At 36.3% G+C, this 17,828-nt stretch carries 21 protein-coding genes and 1 pseudogene; 5 read left to right on the plus strand and 17 right to left on the minus strand.

Annotated elements, in window-relative coordinates:
* Positions 1-20 precede the first annotated feature (20 nt).
* The 10 genes and pseudogenes from LY28_RS17180 to LY28_RS19835 form a co-directional block, all read right to left on the minus strand.
* A complete protein-coding gene (locus LY28_RS17180; protein WP_165835618.1) occupies positions 21-2,057 on the minus strand; it encodes an ATP-dependent nuclease in 2,037 nt (678 codons plus the stop codon).
* Positions 2,058-2,090: 33 nt separating this feature from the next.
* Positions 2,091-2,300 (minus strand): annotated as a pseudogene (locus LY28_RS19245) (DUF1413 domain-containing protein); the annotation flags it as partial.
* Positions 2,301-2,595: 295 nt separating this feature from the next.
* The gene (locus tag LY28_RS17185; RefSeq protein ID WP_110463412.1) at positions 2,596-2,988 is read right to left on the minus strand and encodes a resolvase; all 393 of its coding nucleotides are present in this window, start codon (positions 2,986-2,988) and stop codon (positions 2,596-2,598) included.
* Positions 2,989-3,138: 150 nt separating this feature from the next.
* On the minus strand, positions 3,139-4,803 hold the full coding sequence (locus LY28_RS17190; protein WP_340162553.1) for a recombinase family protein: 1,665 nt from the start codon (positions 4,801-4,803) through the stop codon (positions 3,139-3,141).
* Positions 4,709-5,710, minus strand: coding sequence for a recombinase family protein (locus LY28_RS17195; protein WP_110463414.1), 1,002 nt, complete (start codon positions 5,708-5,710; stop codon positions 4,709-4,711). The genes LY28_RS17190 and LY28_RS17195 overlap by 95 nt, the downstream gene beginning before the upstream one ends.
* Positions 5,707-7,311, minus strand: a complete 1,605-nt coding sequence (locus LY28_RS17200; protein ID WP_110463415.1) for a recombinase family protein — start codon at positions 7,309-7,311, stop codon at positions 5,707-5,709. Before LY28_RS17200 ends, LY28_RS17195 begins: the two co-directional genes overlap by 4 nt.
* An 80-nt stretch (positions 7,312-7,391) precedes the next feature.
* A complete protein-coding gene (locus LY28_RS17205; protein ID WP_110463416.1) occupies positions 7,392-7,604 on the minus strand; it encodes an SHOCT domain-containing protein in 213 nt (70 codons plus the stop codon).
* Positions 7,605-8,353: 749 nt separating this feature from the next.
* Positions 8,354-8,533: a sigma factor-like helix-turn-helix DNA-binding protein gene (locus tag LY28_RS19830; protein WP_110463417.1), complete on the minus strand. Its 180-nt coding sequence runs from the start codon at positions 8,531-8,533 to the stop codon at positions 8,354-8,356.
* Positions 8,534-8,556: 23 nt separating this feature from the next.
* Positions 8,557-8,796: a hypothetical protein gene (locus tag LY28_RS17215; protein ID WP_110463418.1), complete on the minus strand. Its 240-nt coding sequence runs from the start codon at positions 8,794-8,796 to the stop codon at positions 8,557-8,559.
* A 346-nt stretch (positions 8,797-9,142) separates the two neighbouring features.
* Positions 9,143-9,400 carry an IS66 family transposase gene (locus tag LY28_RS19835; protein ID WP_110463419.1) on the minus strand — a complete coding sequence of 86 codons (258 nt, stop codon included), beginning with the start codon at positions 9,398-9,400 and terminating at the stop codon, positions 9,143-9,145.
* Between the two features lie 247 nt (positions 9,401-9,647).
* Here LY28_RS19835 and LY28_RS19840 point away from each other — a divergent pair, with 247 nt between their 5' ends.
* Both LY28_RS19840 and LY28_RS17225 read left to right on the plus strand, forming a co-directional pair.
* Positions 9,648-10,193, plus strand: a complete 546-nt coding sequence (locus tag LY28_RS19840) for a DUF6431 domain-containing protein (protein ID WP_422785019.1) — start codon at positions 9,648-9,650, stop codon at positions 10,191-10,193.
* Positions 10,194-10,293: 100 nt separating this feature from the next.
* Positions 10,294-11,007, plus strand: coding sequence for an integrase (locus LY28_RS17225; RefSeq protein WP_110463420.1), 714 nt, complete (start codon positions 10,294-10,296; stop codon positions 11,005-11,007).
* A gap of 53 nt (positions 11,008-11,060) precedes the next feature.
* Here LY28_RS17225 and LY28_RS17230 read toward each other — a convergent pair whose 3' ends face one another.
* Genes LY28_RS17230 through LY28_RS17240 form a run of 3 tightly spaced genes read right to left on the minus strand, consistent with a single transcriptional unit; the run spans position 11,061 to position 14,251 of the window.
* Positions 11,061-12,080, minus strand: a complete 1,020-nt coding sequence (locus LY28_RS17230; protein ID WP_110463421.1) for a tyrosine-type recombinase/integrase — start codon at positions 12,078-12,080, stop codon at positions 11,061-11,063.
* Complete coding sequence (locus LY28_RS17235) at positions 12,070-13,032, minus strand: tyrosine-type recombinase/integrase (protein WP_165835615.1); 963 nt, start codon at positions 13,030-13,032, stop codon at positions 12,070-12,072. The genes LY28_RS17230 and LY28_RS17235 overlap by 11 nt, the downstream gene beginning before the upstream one ends.
* Positions 13,022-14,251 (minus strand): tyrosine-type recombinase/integrase, encoded by a 1,230-nt coding sequence (locus tag LY28_RS17240; RefSeq protein WP_165835616.1) that lies wholly within the window; start codon positions 14,249-14,251, stop codon positions 13,022-13,024. The genes LY28_RS17235 and LY28_RS17240 overlap by 11 nt, the downstream gene beginning before the upstream one ends.
* A gap of 571 nt (positions 14,252-14,822) precedes the next feature.
* Here LY28_RS17240 and LY28_RS19845 point away from each other — a divergent pair.
* Together LY28_RS19845 and LY28_RS17255 are read left to right on the plus strand one after the other, a co-directional pair.
* Positions 14,823-15,350 carry an ExeA family protein gene (locus tag LY28_RS19845; protein ID WP_422785020.1) on the plus strand — a complete coding sequence of 176 codons (528 nt, stop codon included), beginning with the start codon at positions 14,823-14,825 and terminating at the stop codon, positions 15,348-15,350.
* 160 nt (positions 15,351-15,510) lie between these two features.
* Positions 15,511-15,759, plus strand: a complete 249-nt coding sequence (locus LY28_RS17255) for a DUF6618 family protein (RefSeq protein WP_110463425.1) — start codon at positions 15,511-15,513, stop codon at positions 15,757-15,759.
* Between the two features lie 208 nt (positions 15,760-15,967).
* Here the strand turns inward: LY28_RS17255 and LY28_RS19890 are convergent, their stop codons facing one another.
* Genes LY28_RS19890 through LY28_RS17275 form a run of 4 tightly spaced genes read right to left on the minus strand, consistent with a single transcriptional unit; the run spans position 15,968 to position 17,443 of the window.
* On the minus strand, positions 15,968-16,162 hold the full coding sequence (locus LY28_RS19890) for an IS66 family transposase (protein WP_479692094.1): 195 nt from the start codon (positions 16,160-16,162) through the stop codon (positions 15,968-15,970).
* Positions 16,099-16,434: an IS66 family transposase zinc-finger binding domain-containing protein gene (locus LY28_RS19760; RefSeq protein ID WP_110463427.1), complete on the minus strand. Its 336-nt coding sequence runs from the start codon at positions 16,432-16,434 to the stop codon at positions 16,099-16,101. The genes LY28_RS19890 and LY28_RS19760 overlap by 64 nt, the downstream gene beginning before the upstream one ends.
* A gap of 13 nt (positions 16,435-16,447) precedes the next feature.
* Positions 16,448-17,224, minus strand: coding sequence for an IS21-like element helper ATPase IstB (gene istB, locus LY28_RS17270; RefSeq protein ID WP_110463428.1), 777 nt, complete (start codon positions 17,222-17,224; stop codon positions 16,448-16,450).
* A gap of 6 nt (positions 17,225-17,230) precedes the next feature.
* On the minus strand, positions 17,231-17,443 hold the full coding sequence (locus LY28_RS17275; RefSeq protein ID WP_110463429.1) for a hypothetical protein: 213 nt from the start codon (positions 17,441-17,443) through the stop codon (positions 17,231-17,233).
* Positions 17,444-17,603: 160 nt separating this feature from the next.
* Between LY28_RS17275 and tnpA the strand changes: the two genes are divergently transcribed.
* On the plus strand, positions 17,604-17,828 hold a 225-nt coding region (gene tnpA / locus LY28_RS17280), incomplete at its 3' end, for an IS66 family insertion sequence element accessory protein TnpA (RefSeq protein ID WP_110463355.1).

Raw genomic sequence — 17,828 nt, forward strand, 5'->3', positions numbered from 1 at the left:
ACCACCTCCTATACAAAATATTAGTTTATTTTTGCGATAATTGTATTTACAAATTTCTGCAAGCACTCTGGAAAATCTTCAAATACTATATCCTCATTTTCAGTAAATAAAACACGATGCGTAGTAGGTTTACCTCTGTTTAAAAAGAAGTAATTATACCAGATCATTAGTTCTTTTTCCTTTGCAGTATATGTAGCACCATCGCCACCTTCATCTTTCAACGTTGCACGTAAATCAGATTTTATTCTCTTATTTAATAATTTCGTATATGTGCTTTGATCGCCTTCCTTTACTTCTGGCTTGTGAATTTTCCCATATCCTTTAATAAATGGACCTTCATTATCAGCTAAAGTAGCAATATATTGTTCTTTGAATTTCGTAAGCATCGCGAAATCAATATCTAATGGGGCTGAAAAATATACATCATAACCTTCAAGCATTTCAATCCACCCACCGATATTTTTATAGTTTGTCCATGTGTGCATATCATCAAATTCTTTTTTACTCAGAACACCATCGTCAGTATCTAAGAGTTTCTTACGATTTTCACCATTCTCTATAAGTTGCTGAATTGCATATTTTATGCGTCCCCAGCCTCCACCATCACGCTCACGATCAAAATCTAGTAGTGTTATAAAAGGAATATTCAAGTCGTTCAACAATCTCCAAAAGTGATTCACATGACGTCCACCTAGAGGAACAATAGAAATTTCTGAAGTATCAATTTTAGTATTTTTGAGTTCTAACATTTTTTTTAGAATTATTTCTTCACTATCCCCTTCACCTAAAACAACTAACTTAGCAAAATATAACTCAGGATAAGCTGTTACAGCTTCTTTTATATATTTAAATTGAATTGCTTCCTTTTCTTCATTTGGCAGTGTTAATGCTCTTATTTCAGAACATTCAATATTTCTACAAGTTCTGAAGTATCTTATATTTGTAGGATCGATTCTCTTAATAATTGATGGTGAGTGCGAGGTTACTACTGATTGCGAATTTAACTTATATGCAATTGTTTTCAATCTTTCAATTACTCTTCCTAGAATTTGAGGAGATATATGGTTTTCAGGCTCTTCCACTGCTACAATTGTTAAGATTGGAGGAAGAAGATCAAAGTATTTTGATCTTCCTTTTGAGATTATTTCTTCCATGATTTTTTCTTCAATATTAAGCATTGTATCAACAATTGAGAGATAGAATAATGAACGCAGCCCATCACCAAGCTCTTCACTTTTAAAACTTCTCGTTGTTTGAGTTGGTGAAAAAGTAACTTCAACTTTCTTCAATATAGTTTCTAAGTCTGAATTATTAAATTTAATCTTAGCATTAGAATATCTTTGATCTTTATGATACTCGTTCCATTGAGTATCTAATGATTCTGCTAATAATATTATGGATTCCTCTTCTAGGAAAGCTTGTTCAACCAACTCAGTTCTCTCTACTATTTTTGATTTCGATTCATCTGACCATTTAATACTATTTAACAAGCGATACATAATAGAACCTGACACATTTTTAAGTTGCTCATTTGGTTGCCTAATAGCTGGTATATAAACTATCTTTATCCGTTCTAATTCTTGGCGATTAGCTTTATGGCAGTCAGACTCTTCAACCTCTGATAAACCTGTAGTTATATAATTAATTTTACTCTCCACAATTCCTTCAGGGTTTGTACTTTTTTTCCATGTGGCATCTAATCTAATTCTTAAATATGGGTTTCCTTGTGGTTCATCTATAATAAAATGATTAAAAAACACAGGAACATCAAGTGCATTTTCTTCCACAAGGGATTTTTCAAATGTAAAGTATGCTTCGATAAACATTTCATTCTCAATTATGCTATCTGGATTTTGACTAATAGGGATGTGAAAATCAGATCGTTCAATATTTCTATCTGAAGTTTTATCGCCAAACAATTTTAATAAAGCCGTTATTAATGCGGTTTTACCACTGCTATTATGTCCAATTAATCCAGTTAAGTCATCAAACTCAATAGTAGTTGGCTTTTTCCCAAAGCATCTATAATTACTAATTATCATTTTTTGTAGTTTCATAATGTCCCCCCTGTAACTTATATATCTCTGTTGCCCCGATGATGTCTTTTCTATCAGAACAACCCCTATATTATCTGTCTTAATATAATTGAGAAACAAAGTGCCAAGGAGTAATCGATTTCTGCATGAAATCCGGTTCCATTCATATCCTTTAAATAGATCACGAACCATGAATCCTTCACTCGTTAAGAGATTAGCTAGTTTAACTTTAGCGATATTCATTAATTCATTCACAGTTGGCATTTTCTTGTCCCAATAGTCACAACAATATCTACAGCATTATTATTATAATTGTACTATTATGGGAAATTTTACACAAGAAAAAGCAACCATATATTTTATTAATTTACATATTACAACGGTTTTAAATATTATCATTAAAACCTTTCTATTTTATTCCACAGAAAGTAAAACTTTCGTTTTTCTTAAACACTCATAATTGTTATAAGTCATCATTAAAGTCATGATCAAAATGTTTACGTTCCTCAATTGAATGAATGGAATTAACAATACCCTCAACCAAGTGAGCTTTTACAAATTACAACATCCTAAATTCCGCCTGCATTACTGCCTCTTCTTCTGAATGCCATAATGCCTCCATTTCTTCTCTGGTTGCAACTGGGAAGTCTTTTGGTTCTTTCTCTCCCTGCTGAATGGGTGCCAAGTGAGGAATAATATCTCTGCATAGTTTCTGATTTGGACAGGTCATTATAAACCCACCATATATAGATTCACAAATCAGCCTGTCACACATATCTGTCATGATAATCTTATCTGCTGTATAAGCATTCTTTCCAATAAAGTTTGCAATGTTCTCTGCAGTCATCGGAAACATATAATCAGTGTGAATTCCATTATCGCCTTTTTTATATACACAGGCATATCCGAGATTTCCATCTTCCTGTAATTCATATAATTCTTCTGTTGTCATCTTCTCCCTCCAATTTCTATTCATAATGATTTAAAAACAGTTGCTACAAGCACAAAGTGTTGCTGATAGACATAGAAAAACCGCAGCTGCTGTACTGGCAGTTACGGTAATGGTGATTCCTATTAAAATTCACATAGTGTGCCTTCCATTTTAATCCTCATAGCAGTCCACTTCCTCCGACATTACAATCCCCGAATGAAACTGTATTTCTATTTTCATTCCTTTGGAGACTCTAATTGAGCTAATGAGCCTTTTCACAAGCTCTTGGTCGAAGTCTCGCACTTGTGGGTTTACCGTGGTTATGGCTTTGTCCAGTGCCTCTACTCTCTGTTGGTAGTTCTCTGCCTTTTTCTGTGCTTGTACATGCTGTATTTTCGCCTTTTTTAGTTCGTTTATCTGCTCTGATATGTGTTTGTAGGCATTGTCAAAATCATCGCTTACAGCTCCTTGTTTTGCATTATTTTCGATGAGCTTCAGCATCTGCTTTTGCAGTTCTTCGATTTGGTAATCATATTCAGTTGCTATCCCTTGAGTGCTATAGTTTCCTATAACCCTGATAACATTCTCACGAAATGTTCCAATAAAGTCTCCGTTGTTTTCTACTACTTTGTTGATGGCTTTCATGATAGCATCGTGGAGTTGCTCTTCCTTCAAGGTTGGGGAGTTTTTGCATTTGGAGCTTGTTCCGCTTTTCAGCCTATCCTCGCACCGCCATACTGCTGTTTTCTGTCCATATTTTGACCATGTTTGTCTCCGGTAAGCATGACCGCATTCTGCACATACCAGAAGTTCGGTTAGTACATATTTTGAGCTATATTTGCTCTTTTCCTTTTTTGCTTTGTTTGATTTTCTAGTTACTGCAGCTTTATTAAGGCTTGCCCGCCTTGCTTTCTCCACCTGCACTTGATGGAATAACTCCTTCGGTATGATTGCCTCATGGTTATCTTCTATATAGTATTGCGGAGCATAGCCTTCATTTTTTACTTTCTTCTTTGTAAGAAAGTCTATGGTGTAGGTCTTTTGCATACAGGCATCTCCGCAAAATTTCTCATTAGAAAGCATTTTATCTATTGTTCCAGGATGCCAGCAATCCAGTCCTGTTACTGTTTTGATTCCGTCTGCTTCTAGTCCCTTGGCTATCTGGATTATGCTTTTGCCCTCAAGATATTCTCTGAAAATTCGTTTCACTATAACGGCTTCTTCTGGAACTATTACAAGGTTTCCATCTTTGTCTTTGGTATACCCTAAAAATTTTGTATGATTGACGGATATTATTCCGTTTTCAAACCGTCTTGTTAATCCCCATCTTGTGTTTTCACTGATGTTCCTGCTTTCCTCCTGTGCCTGACTGCTCAGTATTGTGATAAGCAGCTCACCGCCGCTTTCCATTGTATTTACGCCTTCTTTTTCGAATATTACTGGGATATTCTTTTCTTTCAGCTTTCTTATGTATTGCAGTGCATCTACGGTATTTCTCGCAAATCTACTGACCGATTTTGTCAGTACCAAATCTACCTTTCCTGCCATGCAAGCTTCTATCATCACGTTGAAATCATCACGCTTTTTTGTCTGGGTTGCACTTTTGCCATCATCGGCAAATATTCCGGCACATTTCCAATTGGGATTGCTGTTTATTTTTTCTGTATAATATTCCACCTGTGCTTCATAGCTGCCTTCCTGCTGTTCAAGCAGGGTACTTACTCTGCAGTAGGCTGCTACCCTAAGCTTTTTCTGCTCTACTCTTACATGCCTGTCGTATTTTATTTGAGGTGGTATTATTGCTACCGTTTTTTTCGTAACTGTCATGGGCTTCATCCTTTCTGCTGTTTTCTACATTTATTATTGTTCCGTTTATATATTCCACTTCTACTTCGGATTCTTTATATACTGTTATCTGTTTGATAATGGCTTCAAACAGCTCTTCATTGAATTCGGTTATTTTTTCTATATCGGCTAATGCTTCCTTTATTTTCTCTGTATTGCTTTTGTGGTCATCTATTTTTGAACCTATATAATAAAGCTCTGCTCGCTTAAATAGCAGTTCTGCAAGCTCAGGTGAGGAATACTGTTCCTCCTGATCCAGTTCTTTTATTCGGTTTTCTGTCTGTCTGAGTTCAAGGGTCATTTTCAGTGATCCCTTTTTGGGTACATTTTCCAGCAGCCACTTCTTCTTTATAAGCTCATTTGTGGCAGCTATAAATATGGTCTTTAGTTGGCTATCAGTATAAAATTGATTTTTGCAGCAAACGCTATTTTGAAAAATATATTTTTTACATTTCCACTTTATTTTCTCTGATGGCTTTCCTGCATGTTCGATATATTTCCTGTAAGGTTCACCGCATTCTCCACATCTGATTTTCCCACTGAAAACTGTCTGGTTTCTCATGGCATAAATCTGCTGTGTTCTTCCAAGTTCAGCCTCTTTGACTGTCCTTCTCCGCTGTGCCTTTGTAAATATATCTTTTTCTATGAGTTTAGGATAAAGGGTATCGCCTTGGTATTTGACATTTTGCAGTATTTTTCCGACTGATCCATGATTCCAATTTGGCTTTTTATTGGCATTGAGAACATTCATTACAGTCAGCTCTTTTGCAATGGCAATCATTGATTTTCCATTGATGTAATCCTTAAATATTCTTTTTATAATTTCAGCTTGTTCTTCCTGTATTTCTATATTGCCGTTTACCATTTTGTAGCCCAAAGGCATATGCCTCTGCATCATGCTTTGCCACCGCCCTTATCCGCATACTCGGTTAATTCTAGATTATTAATCAGCCGGAAGGTTATCTCTCCGCTGTTCCCGATGAGTACCTTGTTTACTGTATGTAAAAATAGATTTTCATCATATGCATCCATTATTTCAGGATTATATTTTATAATCTCCAGAAGCTGTTCAGTTCCTGCTATTTCTGTTTCAAATCCGTTGTTATCAAGGAGACTGTTACGCTTTTTCTTTATTTCTTCAATTTCAACATTAAGCGCATTTTGCTTCTGTATAAAAACAGCAGAGTCCAAATATCCCTTTTGTACTACTTGACTAAGGATATGGCTCTGCTCCGTCAATTCCATGATTCTGTTATTTAAGTTTTCGATTTCTTCTTCCTGCTCTTTGCTCACTCTTAAGTTTTTAAGGGAGTCAAGCAAGGGATTTAGTATAATATTATAGTTGCTTGTGAGCTTATTCCACATTGTTAGGTATGCAGCTTTTATGGAATCCTCTCTGATGGGTTTTGTTCTGCAGAGCTTGCTGTTTTCGATGTGATTCTTGCAGCTCCATTGGATTTTTTCATAAGGCTTTCCGATATATATTTTCTGTCTTCGGAAAATCCCTCCGCATTCTTTGCACATTATCTTACTGCTGAATTTATAGCGATTTTGATATTTACCTCTGTCATCCATACCCATTTGACTTCTTCTGTATTCTAAGATTTCTCTCACCATTTCACCTTGTTCTCTGGTGATTATTGGCTCATGGTTGTCTTTAATAAAAAACTGAGGCATCTCTCCACGATTTATTTTCTTCGTGTAAGGGAGTACCTCAGTTGTATAGGTTTTCTGTAGCATCAGATCACCTTCATATATTGGATTATGTAAAATATCTTTCACTACGCAGTCACTCCATTTATCAGCTGTTCTGACAGGCGGTATATTATCTTTTGTCAAATCCCTTGCTATTACATATGAGCCTTTTCCGTTTAGATATTCACGGTAAATCCTGCGAACAACAGCTGCCTCATCTTCCTTTATGATTAATTCTCCATCTTGATTTTTGGTATAGCCGTAAGCTACGCAAGTAAGATTGAAACTGCCGTCTCTGAATCTTTTTTGTATTCCCCATCGAATGTTTTGCGATATGTTTTCCGATTCCCCTTGCGCTAGAGAACTTAGTATTGTAAGCATCTGTTCGCTCTGCTCCGAAATGGTACTGATGTTCTCTTTTTCAAAATATATGGTAATACCAAGAGATTTTAGTTTTCTTATGGCTTCAATGCTGTCGATGGTATTCCTTGCAAATCGTGTAACCGATTTTGTTATGATGATGTCGATATTTCCGTTTTCACATTCTTTCATCATCCGCAGGAACTCTTCTCGTTTTCTGACCTGTGTTCCGCTTTTTGCTTCATCCGCAAAAATTCCGGCAAATTCCCAATCTTTCCGTTTTTCTATATATGTCTTGTAATATTCTACTTGTGCAACATAGGAAGTGTGCTGTTTGGTGGAATCAGTACTGACCCTGCAGTAAGCACATACTCGTTTTTTCGGTCTTAATTGCTGTATTACTTTTTGCCTTACAGGTTCAATCTTCATTACCTTTTTTGCCATATAATTTTTCCTCCTTTCCGGAATGATTTTCCTTGTCAGCAACACACAATACTCCAAACCTTTCCGGAAAGCAAGTGTTTTTACACATATACTTTTGCAAGTTGCGGAGAAAATGATTGTCGGTTCAAAATATCTATTTTTTCATACTCATCTTCTGTCACAATGCCTCTTCGGAGCAATATCTGCAGCATCTTAAGTGCCATCTTGTACTGCACTTCCTGTCTAGATTGCTCCTTTGACATTCTATGCTCTTTTACGGCTTCAGCTCCGATTTTATATATATCAAATTCCATCTTTATGCTCCTCTCCATGTCATCTTTAATATGCTTAATATCACAAAAATAGGGATTACTTTTCCCCCTGTAATCGCACTGCGAAAAGCAGAGAGAAAGCAAAGTCAACTACTGTCGGCTTAAAGTCGATAATAATTGTCTTTTGTAATCCCTATGGCTTCTGACATTAAGTCAGCTTTCTTTAAGTTATAAGCACTGTATTTGACACACCTTCCCCAGTGCTAGCCTTTCTCAGGCATTAGGGCGATTTCACAAACTGAGGTCAGTTAACCTCATCATAGGATTCTCACCTCCTCCGGGATCTCCGCAGGCTGCCCCCATTGCGATGTCTATGGCTGGGCAAAAGTATCATTATAGGCTGATGAGGTCATTGCGAAACAGTTGAACTGTCCGGAACACAAGTTCCGCTCTACTGCTTTTAGGCCGGATGGATTCGCTCGCACCTTATTGTTCCTCTTTTATATAATCAGAAATGAATAAACATAGTTCATAGCTTCAAGCGGAGTTTTTACTCCATCTATAGCTAAGATTTCAATAAATTCTTTTTCTCAAGAGAAAAATCCATTTGCATGGATTGTATTCTAACTTTACAGGTGGTCCTGGCGCATCTTCCTTTGTCGCTTGTCCTTCTCAGGCTCATCAGCTAATGTATCTGTGAAATCGGATATAAAATTATCAATGTACTTTTGAGCGGATAAAAATACCCCCTCACTTACTTCCACGTTAAATGAGAGGGTTGGACGAAAAATTTATAAAATATTTTTAAGTTTTTCTAAAATCCGATATTTTCTATATTGCAATGTAGTCCTTGAAATACCGCATTGCTCTGCATATTCTCTTTCACTTTTACCTTCATAAAATAGAGCTGTTATCAATTCATATTCCTCAGTATCCAATAGTTTCAGACTTTCTATGAGCCTTTCAATCATGGTAGCCCTAATTGCTGCTTCTTCTACATTGGTATTTTCATCCCGGAACTGAACTTCTGCTTCTTCCAGCCGTTCCAGGAAAGCTTCTCCGCTTGGTATGAAAAAATCTTTCTGTTTATCTTTATTACCGCAAACTTCTTTGTTTTGAGATCATATTCCTGGTAATGCATTTTTCGTTCACTCTGCCTTAAAACTGCTATTACTTCCTCGCTTACCGCTGGATGCAGCTTTCTGTAATTAGGAACTCTTCTTTCTCCTGCCATATGGCATTTCCTCCGTTTCTGATTTTTGAATAGGTCTGTTTTTAAATAAGAACTGTAAGCATCAAAACAAAGACCACCTTGACAAACCCTAACGAGCAGTAGTCTTACATGATTCTGGCACGTTAGATGGAAGCAAAAGTTCAAGTGTATTAATATTATTGAGAATATTCCAATTTGGGGGCGTTCTTGAAAATATAAACTAGATAAGCATAAGGATTTTGACCATTCTCTTTTGCGATCCTATGATACTGAAAATCACAGCACTTGCCTTGGCTCCACGCGGTGTATTAGCAAAAAGAAAGTTTTTTCTGTCTATCACAAATGGCTTGATGGATGGAACGCTCTGCTAAGAAACTGCTTGTCCTAAACCTGTTTTGGTCGCAGGGCTTAAGGATTTTAGCCATACAAAAAACTCGTCAAGCACAGGCTTTGCCAGTTCATGACGTTTTTGATAGCGCTCATCTGGACTTAGGTTATGCAAATCGCACTCAATATCAAACAGTCGATTACAATACCGTTTACATTGGAGGGCTACAGAGTTTTCTCTATCTTCTCTTAATGTTTTATATATTGGCTCCAGTTGTAGATTCACGAAATAAACCATTCAAGATATTTAAAATCTTTTTAAATTAATTTATCTTTCTTAGTCTCAATAGATCATGATAACGTGAAAAAATATTTGCAGAATAATAAATATGATAATATAAAGAAAAGAAGAGCCCCAACCCGTCGAAAAGTTAGCTCTTCTAATCAAATGCTTAACACTAAGGTTAAACACACAACAATATTATGATATTAAATTTTGCAGTAAATTTCAACAATTACAAAGAAAAATTTTAGATTTCTATAGGATTTGGGATTTCAAATGCCCTTGTTGCGGCGCTATTCATTCGTTTTCTAGGCATGGTATTTATTCAAGAAATATTTGCTTTCTAGAGAATTCAAATATAATTGAGAAAAGGTTAAATCTTCTACGTCTTATCTGCAATTCATGTAAAACTACTCATGCGGTACTTCCTGCTGACGTAATTCCATTTGTAATTTATTCGTTTTCCTGTATTATGCAAGTTTTAGCAATGTATTTTCTTGAAAACCAAGGAATTCTGAGTATTTTTAAGCAATTTAAAATATCTTTTCAGCTAATTTATCTTTTCATTAAAAAATTTATTGTTCATTTTTGTCCATGTATAAATTTCCTAAGAATATTTCTCTCTATAGAGATTGATTTTAACTCTTCCCCTAAGGGTATACTTTCTGTTATCAATACCAGTTTGAATTTCATTAATTTCCAATTCCAGTACTTTAATTTTTCAAATTCGTTTTTTTTAATGTCTAGAAGTCAAAATGTTTTATCCCAGCAGCTCCACATTGGTTCATATTTTAGGCCACCCACATAACTTTTGAATATATTTCAGTTTCAAATTCTTGTATCCTGTTTCTAAGGACTTTTAGCGAAACGTATTACATCTAAAAAGTCCAAGAAGGAGGTTTTTACATATGAAGGATAAAGAAATTCAAGAATTAGCACTCTTTAGGTTCTCATTAATTAGCCCTGTTGTTAATGATTCCTACCAGTCTGCTTCTCAGTCTCAATACTTTAGAGATGTGGCTTCAAAGTCATATACTTTACCCGATGGCACCACTGCAAATTTTTCTTCAGGTACTATTAAAAAATGGTTCTTAGACTACAAACACAAGGGCTTTGATGCTCTGATTCCTAAAAAGAGGGCTGATGCTGGGTTCCCCAGGGTTATCAGCAATGATGCTATTGCTAAAATTAATGAATTAAAAGAAAAATTTCCCTACATTACTGGAACTCTTGTTTATCGAAAACTAATTGAGGAGGGATATTTAAAAGAACATAAAACATCTTTAGCTTCAGTTCTTCGATATATCCGTGATAACAATCTAAAACCTAGCCAATTAGTACCTATTGAAAGAAAGGCTTTTGAAATGGAATTTGCGGGAGATTGTTGGCAAGCAGATACTTCCCATGGTCCTGTAATTAAAGTGAATGGCCTAAAAAGGCAGACCTATCTTGTTTCAGTTTTAGACGATGCTTCAAGAATCATCCCTCATGCAGAGTTTTTCTTTAATGACAATGCTGTAAATTTTCAGATTGTTCTTAAAAAAGCCATCTCTAAATATGGCGTTCCTAAAAAACTGTTTGTTGACTATCCCGAAGAAAAAACTATGCCGAAAGTTTTTTGAACTTCCTATAGTTACCGGAAATCGCGGAGAATTTTCGGAATAGTTTTTTGCAGTTATAAACGATAAAGTTGTGCAAGAGTATCTGAATCTATCCATCTTTTTTCAGCAACGTCGTCCTTGGCATTAGAAAGGGACTTTGCCAAAGTATCTAATGTTGCAAAAGCATAGAAGCCTGATGTAGTAGAAATATTTTCATGTCCTAACAGTTGCTGTATATGTGTCAGTGGAACACCATTCTGATATAAATCCATTGCACGGGTTTTTCTAATCATATGACAGTGTGAGTCAGACGGCATAGATATTTCCTTTCCACTGCATAGTAGTGCATAACGTTTTATCATCTTTTCTAGCGTATCATCTGAGAGCTTGTGTATTTTTCCGTATGTTACAGTATAAAACAGCGGATCATTATTACTTCCTGTCAAATGAAACTCCTTCAAATACCGTACAAGATGTTGTTTTGTTTTAGCCATTATGGGAATATTTCTGTACTTTCCACCTTTGCCATAGACAGTAAGATAAGGAACTTCTGCTTCTAGATGCAAACTGCTTATGCATAAATCAAGTATCTCCTGGACTCTTATGGCTGTATCATACATTAAAATCAACATCATCTGATTGCGTCGTTCGCTCTTTTTAGAAGAACTTGGCGATGCTAACAATGCTTGCATCTGGTATTTTTCAAAGTATTCAATTGTATTCATATTGACCTTCATCCCCTTTATGGTGCGAGCATTAAGATAAAGTGGAATTATTCTATCATCCTCTACTGATGCATACTCCAACAAAGAGTGGATTGCAGTAAGACGTAAGTTAACTGTTTTCATAGCAAGCTTTTTTTCATTTATTAACCAGTCCATGAAATCTTTTAAATTTTGACGTGAGAAATCTTCAAAAGATACTTCCTGCCGTCTGATCCGTTTATTCTCTTCAAGATAATCAATAAACAGATTAATTCCTGCCCGATAGGCACTAATTGTATTATTGCTGGATTTTCTAATATCAGGAAGATAATGATTAATGTACTCCTTCGAAATTGACCAAAAGTCAATCGCCTTTTGCTTATTCTTCATATGGTACCTCCGGAATGATATCTTCTGAAAATAATGACATTTCCTGATAGGTTGGAAAGAATTCAGGTACGAAGTGAAAATAGTACAAAGTACTTTTTATAGAATTATGTCCCATGTATCTCATGAGATATGGAAGCATGATGTTTACATCCAGTCCTTCGCGTGCCCATTTATTAAGATTGTAATAAGCGAAATGATGTCGGAAATCATATACTGTTGGGATGATATCACTATTAAAGTCAGGAAATGCTTGAAACCAGAACTTATGAAAATTTCTGTTTAACATGCCACTTGAATAGTGTCCATCAACTCTATAAGGAAAAAAGTATTTTCTGTATGGAAATACTTGGCTAATTGTGATTTCGTATTCTTTTAGATAAGCAGACAGTTCTTCACTAATGAATATTCTTCTGCTTTTTAGTCCTTTTGATTGTATGATATCCATGTATTTGTACTCTATATCCACATTTTTGCATAACAGGGTGGTTGTTTCCTTACATCTCAGTCCACAACAATAAACTAATCTAAACATGGCTGGAAGAACTATTTCTCGACCTTGAAATGAATCATGTGGCTTAACACTGTCACACTCTGCAAAGACCATATTGATTTCCATTCGGTTAAAAAAATATGGAGGCTCAGGATGTATTTGCGGATTTTTATTTGCTGGAACAATAAATGCATTTGAAAATCCCTGCAATTGAAGGTAGCGGCTGAATTCTCGTAACACGGCAACACAGTTATATAAAGTACCTGGTGCATCTGACATAGTATCGATAAAAGCTAAAATACTGCTTTTATCTGGGATACTGCAATTATCAGATGTTTTTTCAGCAAATGATACATAGTGCATTAAACAATAACTTTGTGTTTCATACACATAGCCTAAACTCTTTTTATACACCACAAATGATTCAGCATTTGTTCTTAGTGAAATTTGATTACATAGCATCACATTCACCCCCTCTTGGAAGAGGTAATGTACATTCTGCAAGCTTGAGATCATCTGTCGTGATATACCTCATAGAATTATCTGGATTACTATGGCCCAAAGCCTCTGAAATAACAGGCAAAGGAACGCCTTGCCTCAGCAATCTTGATGCAGTACTATGACGAGTAATACGGGTTCCGTAAATACGACCATTGGATTCTACTCCTGTATTATTGGCTATTCTAAATAGAATTCTATAACAAGCGGCATGAGATTTTATTGGTACAAATGGTGCTTCAAAACGTAAAAACACATAGTCACTTTGAGAAACAGGTCTTTCATTTAGAAGATAATCAACAAGAGGATTTCCAATTGTTTCTTTCAAAGGCAAAACCAAAGATTTTCCAGTCTTTTCTTGAATAAGACGAATCGCACTGTGTTCCCAGTCAATATCCCTAAGTTTTAGGTTGCAGATATCAACGGCTCTTAAGCCTGTTTCAAGTGCAATGAAGGATATCGTTTTATCTCTTGAAGTAATTGGAGCATTCTCAAGATATTGAATCATCTGCTGATATTCTTCGTCATTATATACTTTAAGAATGTCGCGTTTTTTTGGCAGATGAACTGGTATCTCTCTTACAAAGGACTGAGTGTATTCTGATAATTGTAGAAAAAGCTTTAATCTAGGCATATGTGAACCTAAGCTTGTTGAAGAATAATGCTCCTGAACCACGACAACAATAAATGCTACAACATCACCATTCTGAATTTCACTAGTAGATTGATATCCTTTATCACTGAGATATCGTAGAAAATACCCAACAAATCTATGATATCCATCACGAGTGTTAGTCTTTAATCCTCTAGATAACATCATTTCATCAAATTTTAAGAACATAGTATTAAAATCTCGTGATTTAAAACTTTCAGCAGGTGCACCGGAATTGATGCTCCAGTCTACTGCACCTGCTCTGATAAACGATTCAATAAACTGAATGATTCTACAATGGTAACAATATCTTGAATGGCAGTATTCGTCTGTTCCTGGATGATTTGTATCCGCTATAAATACAAGTCCTAAATTTGTAGAATATACTTCTTCCTTCCTGCTGTCAGCCAATTTTTGCAGTCTGGAAAAAATACCTCTATAGATTTGTATTGTGCCTTCTGCAAAGCCTGTGTCTACCATGATCTGTATTATAGCATTAATTAGGTCCGTTAATTTCATTGTTTTTCTCATTTGACCACCTCCTGATAAGATGGTCTCAAAGAATGAGTGCATGTTCAAGAAAAAACTATTCCGAAAATTCTCCGCGATTTCCGGTAACTATAGGAAGTTCAAAAAACTTTCGGCATAGTTTTTTCTTCGGGATAGTCAACACTATACCGAATTCGGTATAGTGTTGATAATGGTGGCCCATATAAAAATGATCAGCTGGGTTTAATCTGTGCATCCGTTGGCATCGCTTTAATTCACAGCCGCGCATATTCTCCAGAATCCAAAGGGAAAATTGAACGGAGCTTTAGAACCATTAAAGACAACTGGATGAACGGTGTGGATTGGGACAACTTTGACTCATTAGAAGCTTTAAACACCGAGTTTAATATCTTTCTATCTGAAAAATATATGAATAGTATTCATTCAGCCTTGGGGCTAACTCCTCGTGAAAGATACCTTAAAGACAGCCACAAAATCAAGTTCATCCCATTAGAAAAGTTTCGAAAAAGGAATTAGTGAAAAATATAGTTTTAATTCAGAGGATTTTAAACAAGCGACGGCAAGACTTGAGCACCTTAAAAGCACCCGAGGAATAGGGCTTTTCACTGGTCTTTCGGGAACCGGAAAAACATTTACGCTCAGATGCTTCACTGCCGCTTTGAACCCTAATCTATATAAGGTGGCCTACATTCCTTTATCCACTGTTACTGTTATGGAGTTTTATCGAATCTTAGCTTTGAGTCTTGATTTGGAGCCTCAGTCTAAGAAAACAGATCTTTTTAGATCTATTCAGAATAGAATTACAACCCTTGCTAAAGAGAAAAAAATTATCCCCACTATTATCATTGATGAGTCGCAGTACCTTAAAACGGAGGTATTAAATGACCTAAAGCTATTATTGAATTTTGATATGGACTCAAAAAACTATGCAATTTTTATCCTAACAGGTCAGCCAACTCTAAATAGTATTTTATCAAAACAAGTTCATGAAGCCCTCCGCCAAAGAATTGTAATTAACTACAATTTTCAGGGAATTACCAAATCTGAAATGGAAAATTACATAATTTCTAGGCTTCTCTCTGTGGCTGCCACGAACCAATATTTAATCAAAATGCTTTAGAATCGCTGTATTCTTGTTGTAATGTCTCTACTAGAAAGCTTGACTCAATTATTGAAAAATGCCTTATGATTGGGGCTACCCAAAATGTTAGGTCAATAGACACTGAAATTGTAATGGCGGCACAAAATGAAACAGAACTAATCGCATAGCGGAGGATTTTATGGGATTTGATTGTATTAACAAAGGAAAAAGCAAGACGGAGCGTTGGAAAGGCCGTATAAAATCATTGTATAAAAATGCAAATTTCTATGAATTTCGGATCGAAAGCCGCTCTAGCATCCATGTTATGGTCGGTAAAAATTCTTGTGGCGGATTTGCTTGTATGCCTGATTTCGGAGCTGGTTGCCATATAGCAGATTTTAGGGATGAGTTTTGGAATAGAGAGAAATTAGTACAAGTTCTTGGATAAGTTGATGATATTACAGTCGCAAGTGCATTAAGATCTATAGCTGAACAGTCTTTCTAAAGGCTGTTCTTTTTTGCGCTTGGTTATTTTATTTTGCAAAAGCAGCTATTTTATTGTGAAGGTTAACTATTTTAATTTGCAAATCCTTTATTTTTTAGGAGTTTTTAATTTGTAAACTGTGGGGTAAAATAATGTGTAAATCTACATCCAGTCAGTCCTCGGAACATTTGAGCAGCCAGTTTGACATGGTTTGTCTTGATAAGCATATTCCATACCTGCGGAAATCCTGTTCCTGTCGGTACAGCGGTGCTCTCATAGCAAACTTTTGTGTCATGATTTGTGCTACAGCTTCAGGATATGCAAAACTACCCTTAATGACAGGCTCGTCAACAGGTGCTTTAAGAATAGGAACCCCACAAGCATTTTTTCACAATCCCGACAAACATATGTATACCTCACATGCTCTACAATAACTGCCTTTGCAGGTATCAGCTTTAATTCACGCCGTATGTCCCTACCCATAACGTGGAGTGCTTCGCCACACTCTGGACATATTTGTTTATCTTTGGGAAGAGTATTCTCAACCACTTCCACAGGTAAATCTGGTGTGAATATTCTTGTGCGATGAAATCGCAGTACCGGAAAAGTGGAAATCAGATGTCCGGCACTGGAAATCATTTTTGGTGCGAGTTTACTCGCTTAAGGACTTCTCTAGTCCATATACCTCACGCATAGATATATCCTTTGCTGGATCAATGCTTTCGATATTGATTTTGTATGAGTCATGAACAATCCTGTCTAAAATGGCATCCGATAATGGACTATCCGAGCCACCAAGTTGTTCATACCAGCCTTCTGAGCGGTACTGTGAACAGAAGATGGTAGATGATTTCTTTCTTCTCCTATGTAGGAGTTCAAAGATATCCTTTTGTTCATTTTCGGTCGGTTTCAGTAAGAGCCACTCGTCAATAATGAGGAGTACAGTGTTCGCATATCTGGACATGACCTTCCTGTAGGTGCCTTCACTTCTTGCCATTTCAAGGTCAATGAGAAGATCGGGAAGTCTAATGTACTTTGTAGAATAGTATTGTTTGCAGGCTTCCATTCCAAAGGCGCAACTCATATAGGTTTTACCACAGCCGGTTGCACCGGTAATAAATAAGTTCCGGTGTTCAGTGATATATTCACATGTTGCAATCCTCTTTATGAGGTCTTTATTCAACTTGCGGCCTGAAGTGTAATCAATGTTTCCGAAATAAGCCTCAGGCTGATCAAATTCGGCATTTTTGATAAGTCTCTTGAGTCGGTTATTCTTACGGCTACTGAATTCGATATCCACCAGCATACCGAATCGGTCCTCAAAAGGGATATCATTTATTTTAGAATCCTTTAACTGGCTACGGAATGCATCTGACATTGCCGTCAGGCGCATTTCAATTAATTTATCAATTGTACTTTGGTTAGTCATAATGCCTTACCTCCTGTAATAATCGGCACCTCTTATGACGCCGAATTTGTTCTGTGTAGTTTCAAGTTTAGGTTCCTCTGTTGCCAAATTGTCTTGTGCTGCAGTAAGTATATTTTTAATACTTTTGTAGCTGGGAGAAGCTGTGTAACCAAGTGACTTTTTGCAGGCCGCTTCTAGTCGTACAACCGAATATTTATCGGCCAGCTTAAGAAGCCCCATACAACTCTTATAGGTCTGTTGTTCGTAAGCGCTCAATAAAAGAGCGCATTACACATTAACCATTCATTTGAGATAATACTTCCAAAGAACCTTTAGACTTTTTCAAGTTTTTCGTCAATGACTAAAAAGTCCAAAGCAATTTTGAGGAGGCTATCAGAAAATGGATAAAATCACAGATGCCAAAACCGAATTCAGGCGGAGGCAATGGACTCAAATAATTCAGGACTGCCAGAACAGTGGTATGACAGTTGTAGGCTGGTGCAGCCAGAACAACGTGAATACAAAATCATACTACTACTGGCTACGAAAAATTCGTTCCCTGGCATGTGAAACCGGAACACTTGTACCACAAAGAAATGAACAGAAGATTGTACCGGTATCTTTC

The organism is Ruminiclostridium sufflavum DSM 19573 (assembly GCF_003208175.1).
Lineage (GTDB): Bacteria > Bacillota > Clostridia > Acetivibrionales > DSM-1351 > Ruminiclostridium > Ruminiclostridium sufflavum.

What these genes read in the sequence shown, in the direction of transcription:
- LY28_RS17180 (WP_165835618.1), bottom strand. Translation starts at nt 2,057, where the DNA reads ATGAAACTACAAAAAATGATAATTAGTAATTATAGATGCTTTGGGAAA.
- LY28_RS17185 (WP_110463412.1), bottom strand. Translation starts at nt 2,988, where the DNA reads ATGACAACAGAAGAATTATATGAATTACAGGAAGATGGAAATCTCGGA.
- LY28_RS17190 (WP_340162553.1), bottom strand. Translation starts at nt 4,803, where the DNA reads ATGAAGCCCATGACAGTTACGAAAAAAACGGTAGCAATAATACCACCT.
- LY28_RS17195 (WP_110463414.1), bottom strand. Translation starts at nt 5,710, where the DNA reads ATGATGCAGAGGCATATGCCTTTGGGCTACAAAATGGTAAACGGCAAT.
- LY28_RS17200 (WP_110463415.1), bottom strand. Translation starts at nt 7,311, where the DNA reads ATGGCAAAAAAGGTAATGAAGATTGAACCTGTAAGGCAAAAAGTAATA.
- LY28_RS17205 (WP_110463416.1), bottom strand. Translation starts at nt 7,604, where the DNA reads ATGGAATTTGATATATATAAAATCGGAGCTGAAGCCGTAAAAGAGCAT.
- LY28_RS19830 (WP_110463417.1), bottom strand. Translation starts at nt 8,533, where the DNA reads ATGATTGAAAGGCTCATAGAAAGTCTGAAACTATTGGATACTGAGGAA.
- LY28_RS17215 (WP_110463418.1), bottom strand. Translation starts at nt 8,796, where the DNA reads ATGGCAGGAGAAAGAAGAGTTCCTAATTACAGAAAGCTGCATCCAGCG.
- LY28_RS19835 (WP_110463419.1), bottom strand. Translation starts at nt 9,400, where the DNA reads ATGGTTTATTTCGTGAATCTACAACTGGAGCCAATATATAAAACATTA.
- LY28_RS17225 (WP_110463420.1), top strand. Translation starts at nt 10,294, where the DNA reads ATGAAGGATAAAGAAATTCAAGAATTAGCACTCTTTAGGTTCTCATTA.
- LY28_RS17230 (WP_110463421.1), bottom strand. Translation starts at nt 12,080, where the DNA reads ATGAAGAATAAGCAAAAGGCGATTGACTTTTGGTCAATTTCGAAGGAG.
- LY28_RS17235 (WP_165835615.1), bottom strand. Translation starts at nt 13,032, where the DNA reads ATGCTATGTAATCAAATTTCACTAAGAACAAATGCTGAATCATTTGTG.
- LY28_RS17240 (WP_165835616.1), bottom strand. Translation starts at nt 14,251, where the DNA reads ATGAGAAAAACAATGAAATTAACGGACCTAATTAATGCTATAATACAG.
- LY28_RS17255 (WP_110463425.1), top strand. Translation starts at nt 15,511, where the DNA reads ATGGGATTTGATTGTATTAACAAAGGAAAAAGCAAGACGGAGCGTTGG.
- LY28_RS19760 (WP_110463427.1), bottom strand. Translation starts at nt 16,434, where the DNA reads ATGATTTCCAGTGCCGGACATCTGATTTCCACTTTTCCGGTACTGCGA.
- istB (WP_110463428.1), bottom strand. Translation starts at nt 17,224, where the DNA reads ATGACTAACCAAAGTACAATTGATAAATTAATTGAAATGCGCCTGACG.
- LY28_RS17275 (WP_110463429.1), bottom strand. Translation starts at nt 17,443, where the DNA reads ATGGGGCTTCTTAAGCTGGCCGATAAATATTCGGTTGTACGACTAGAA.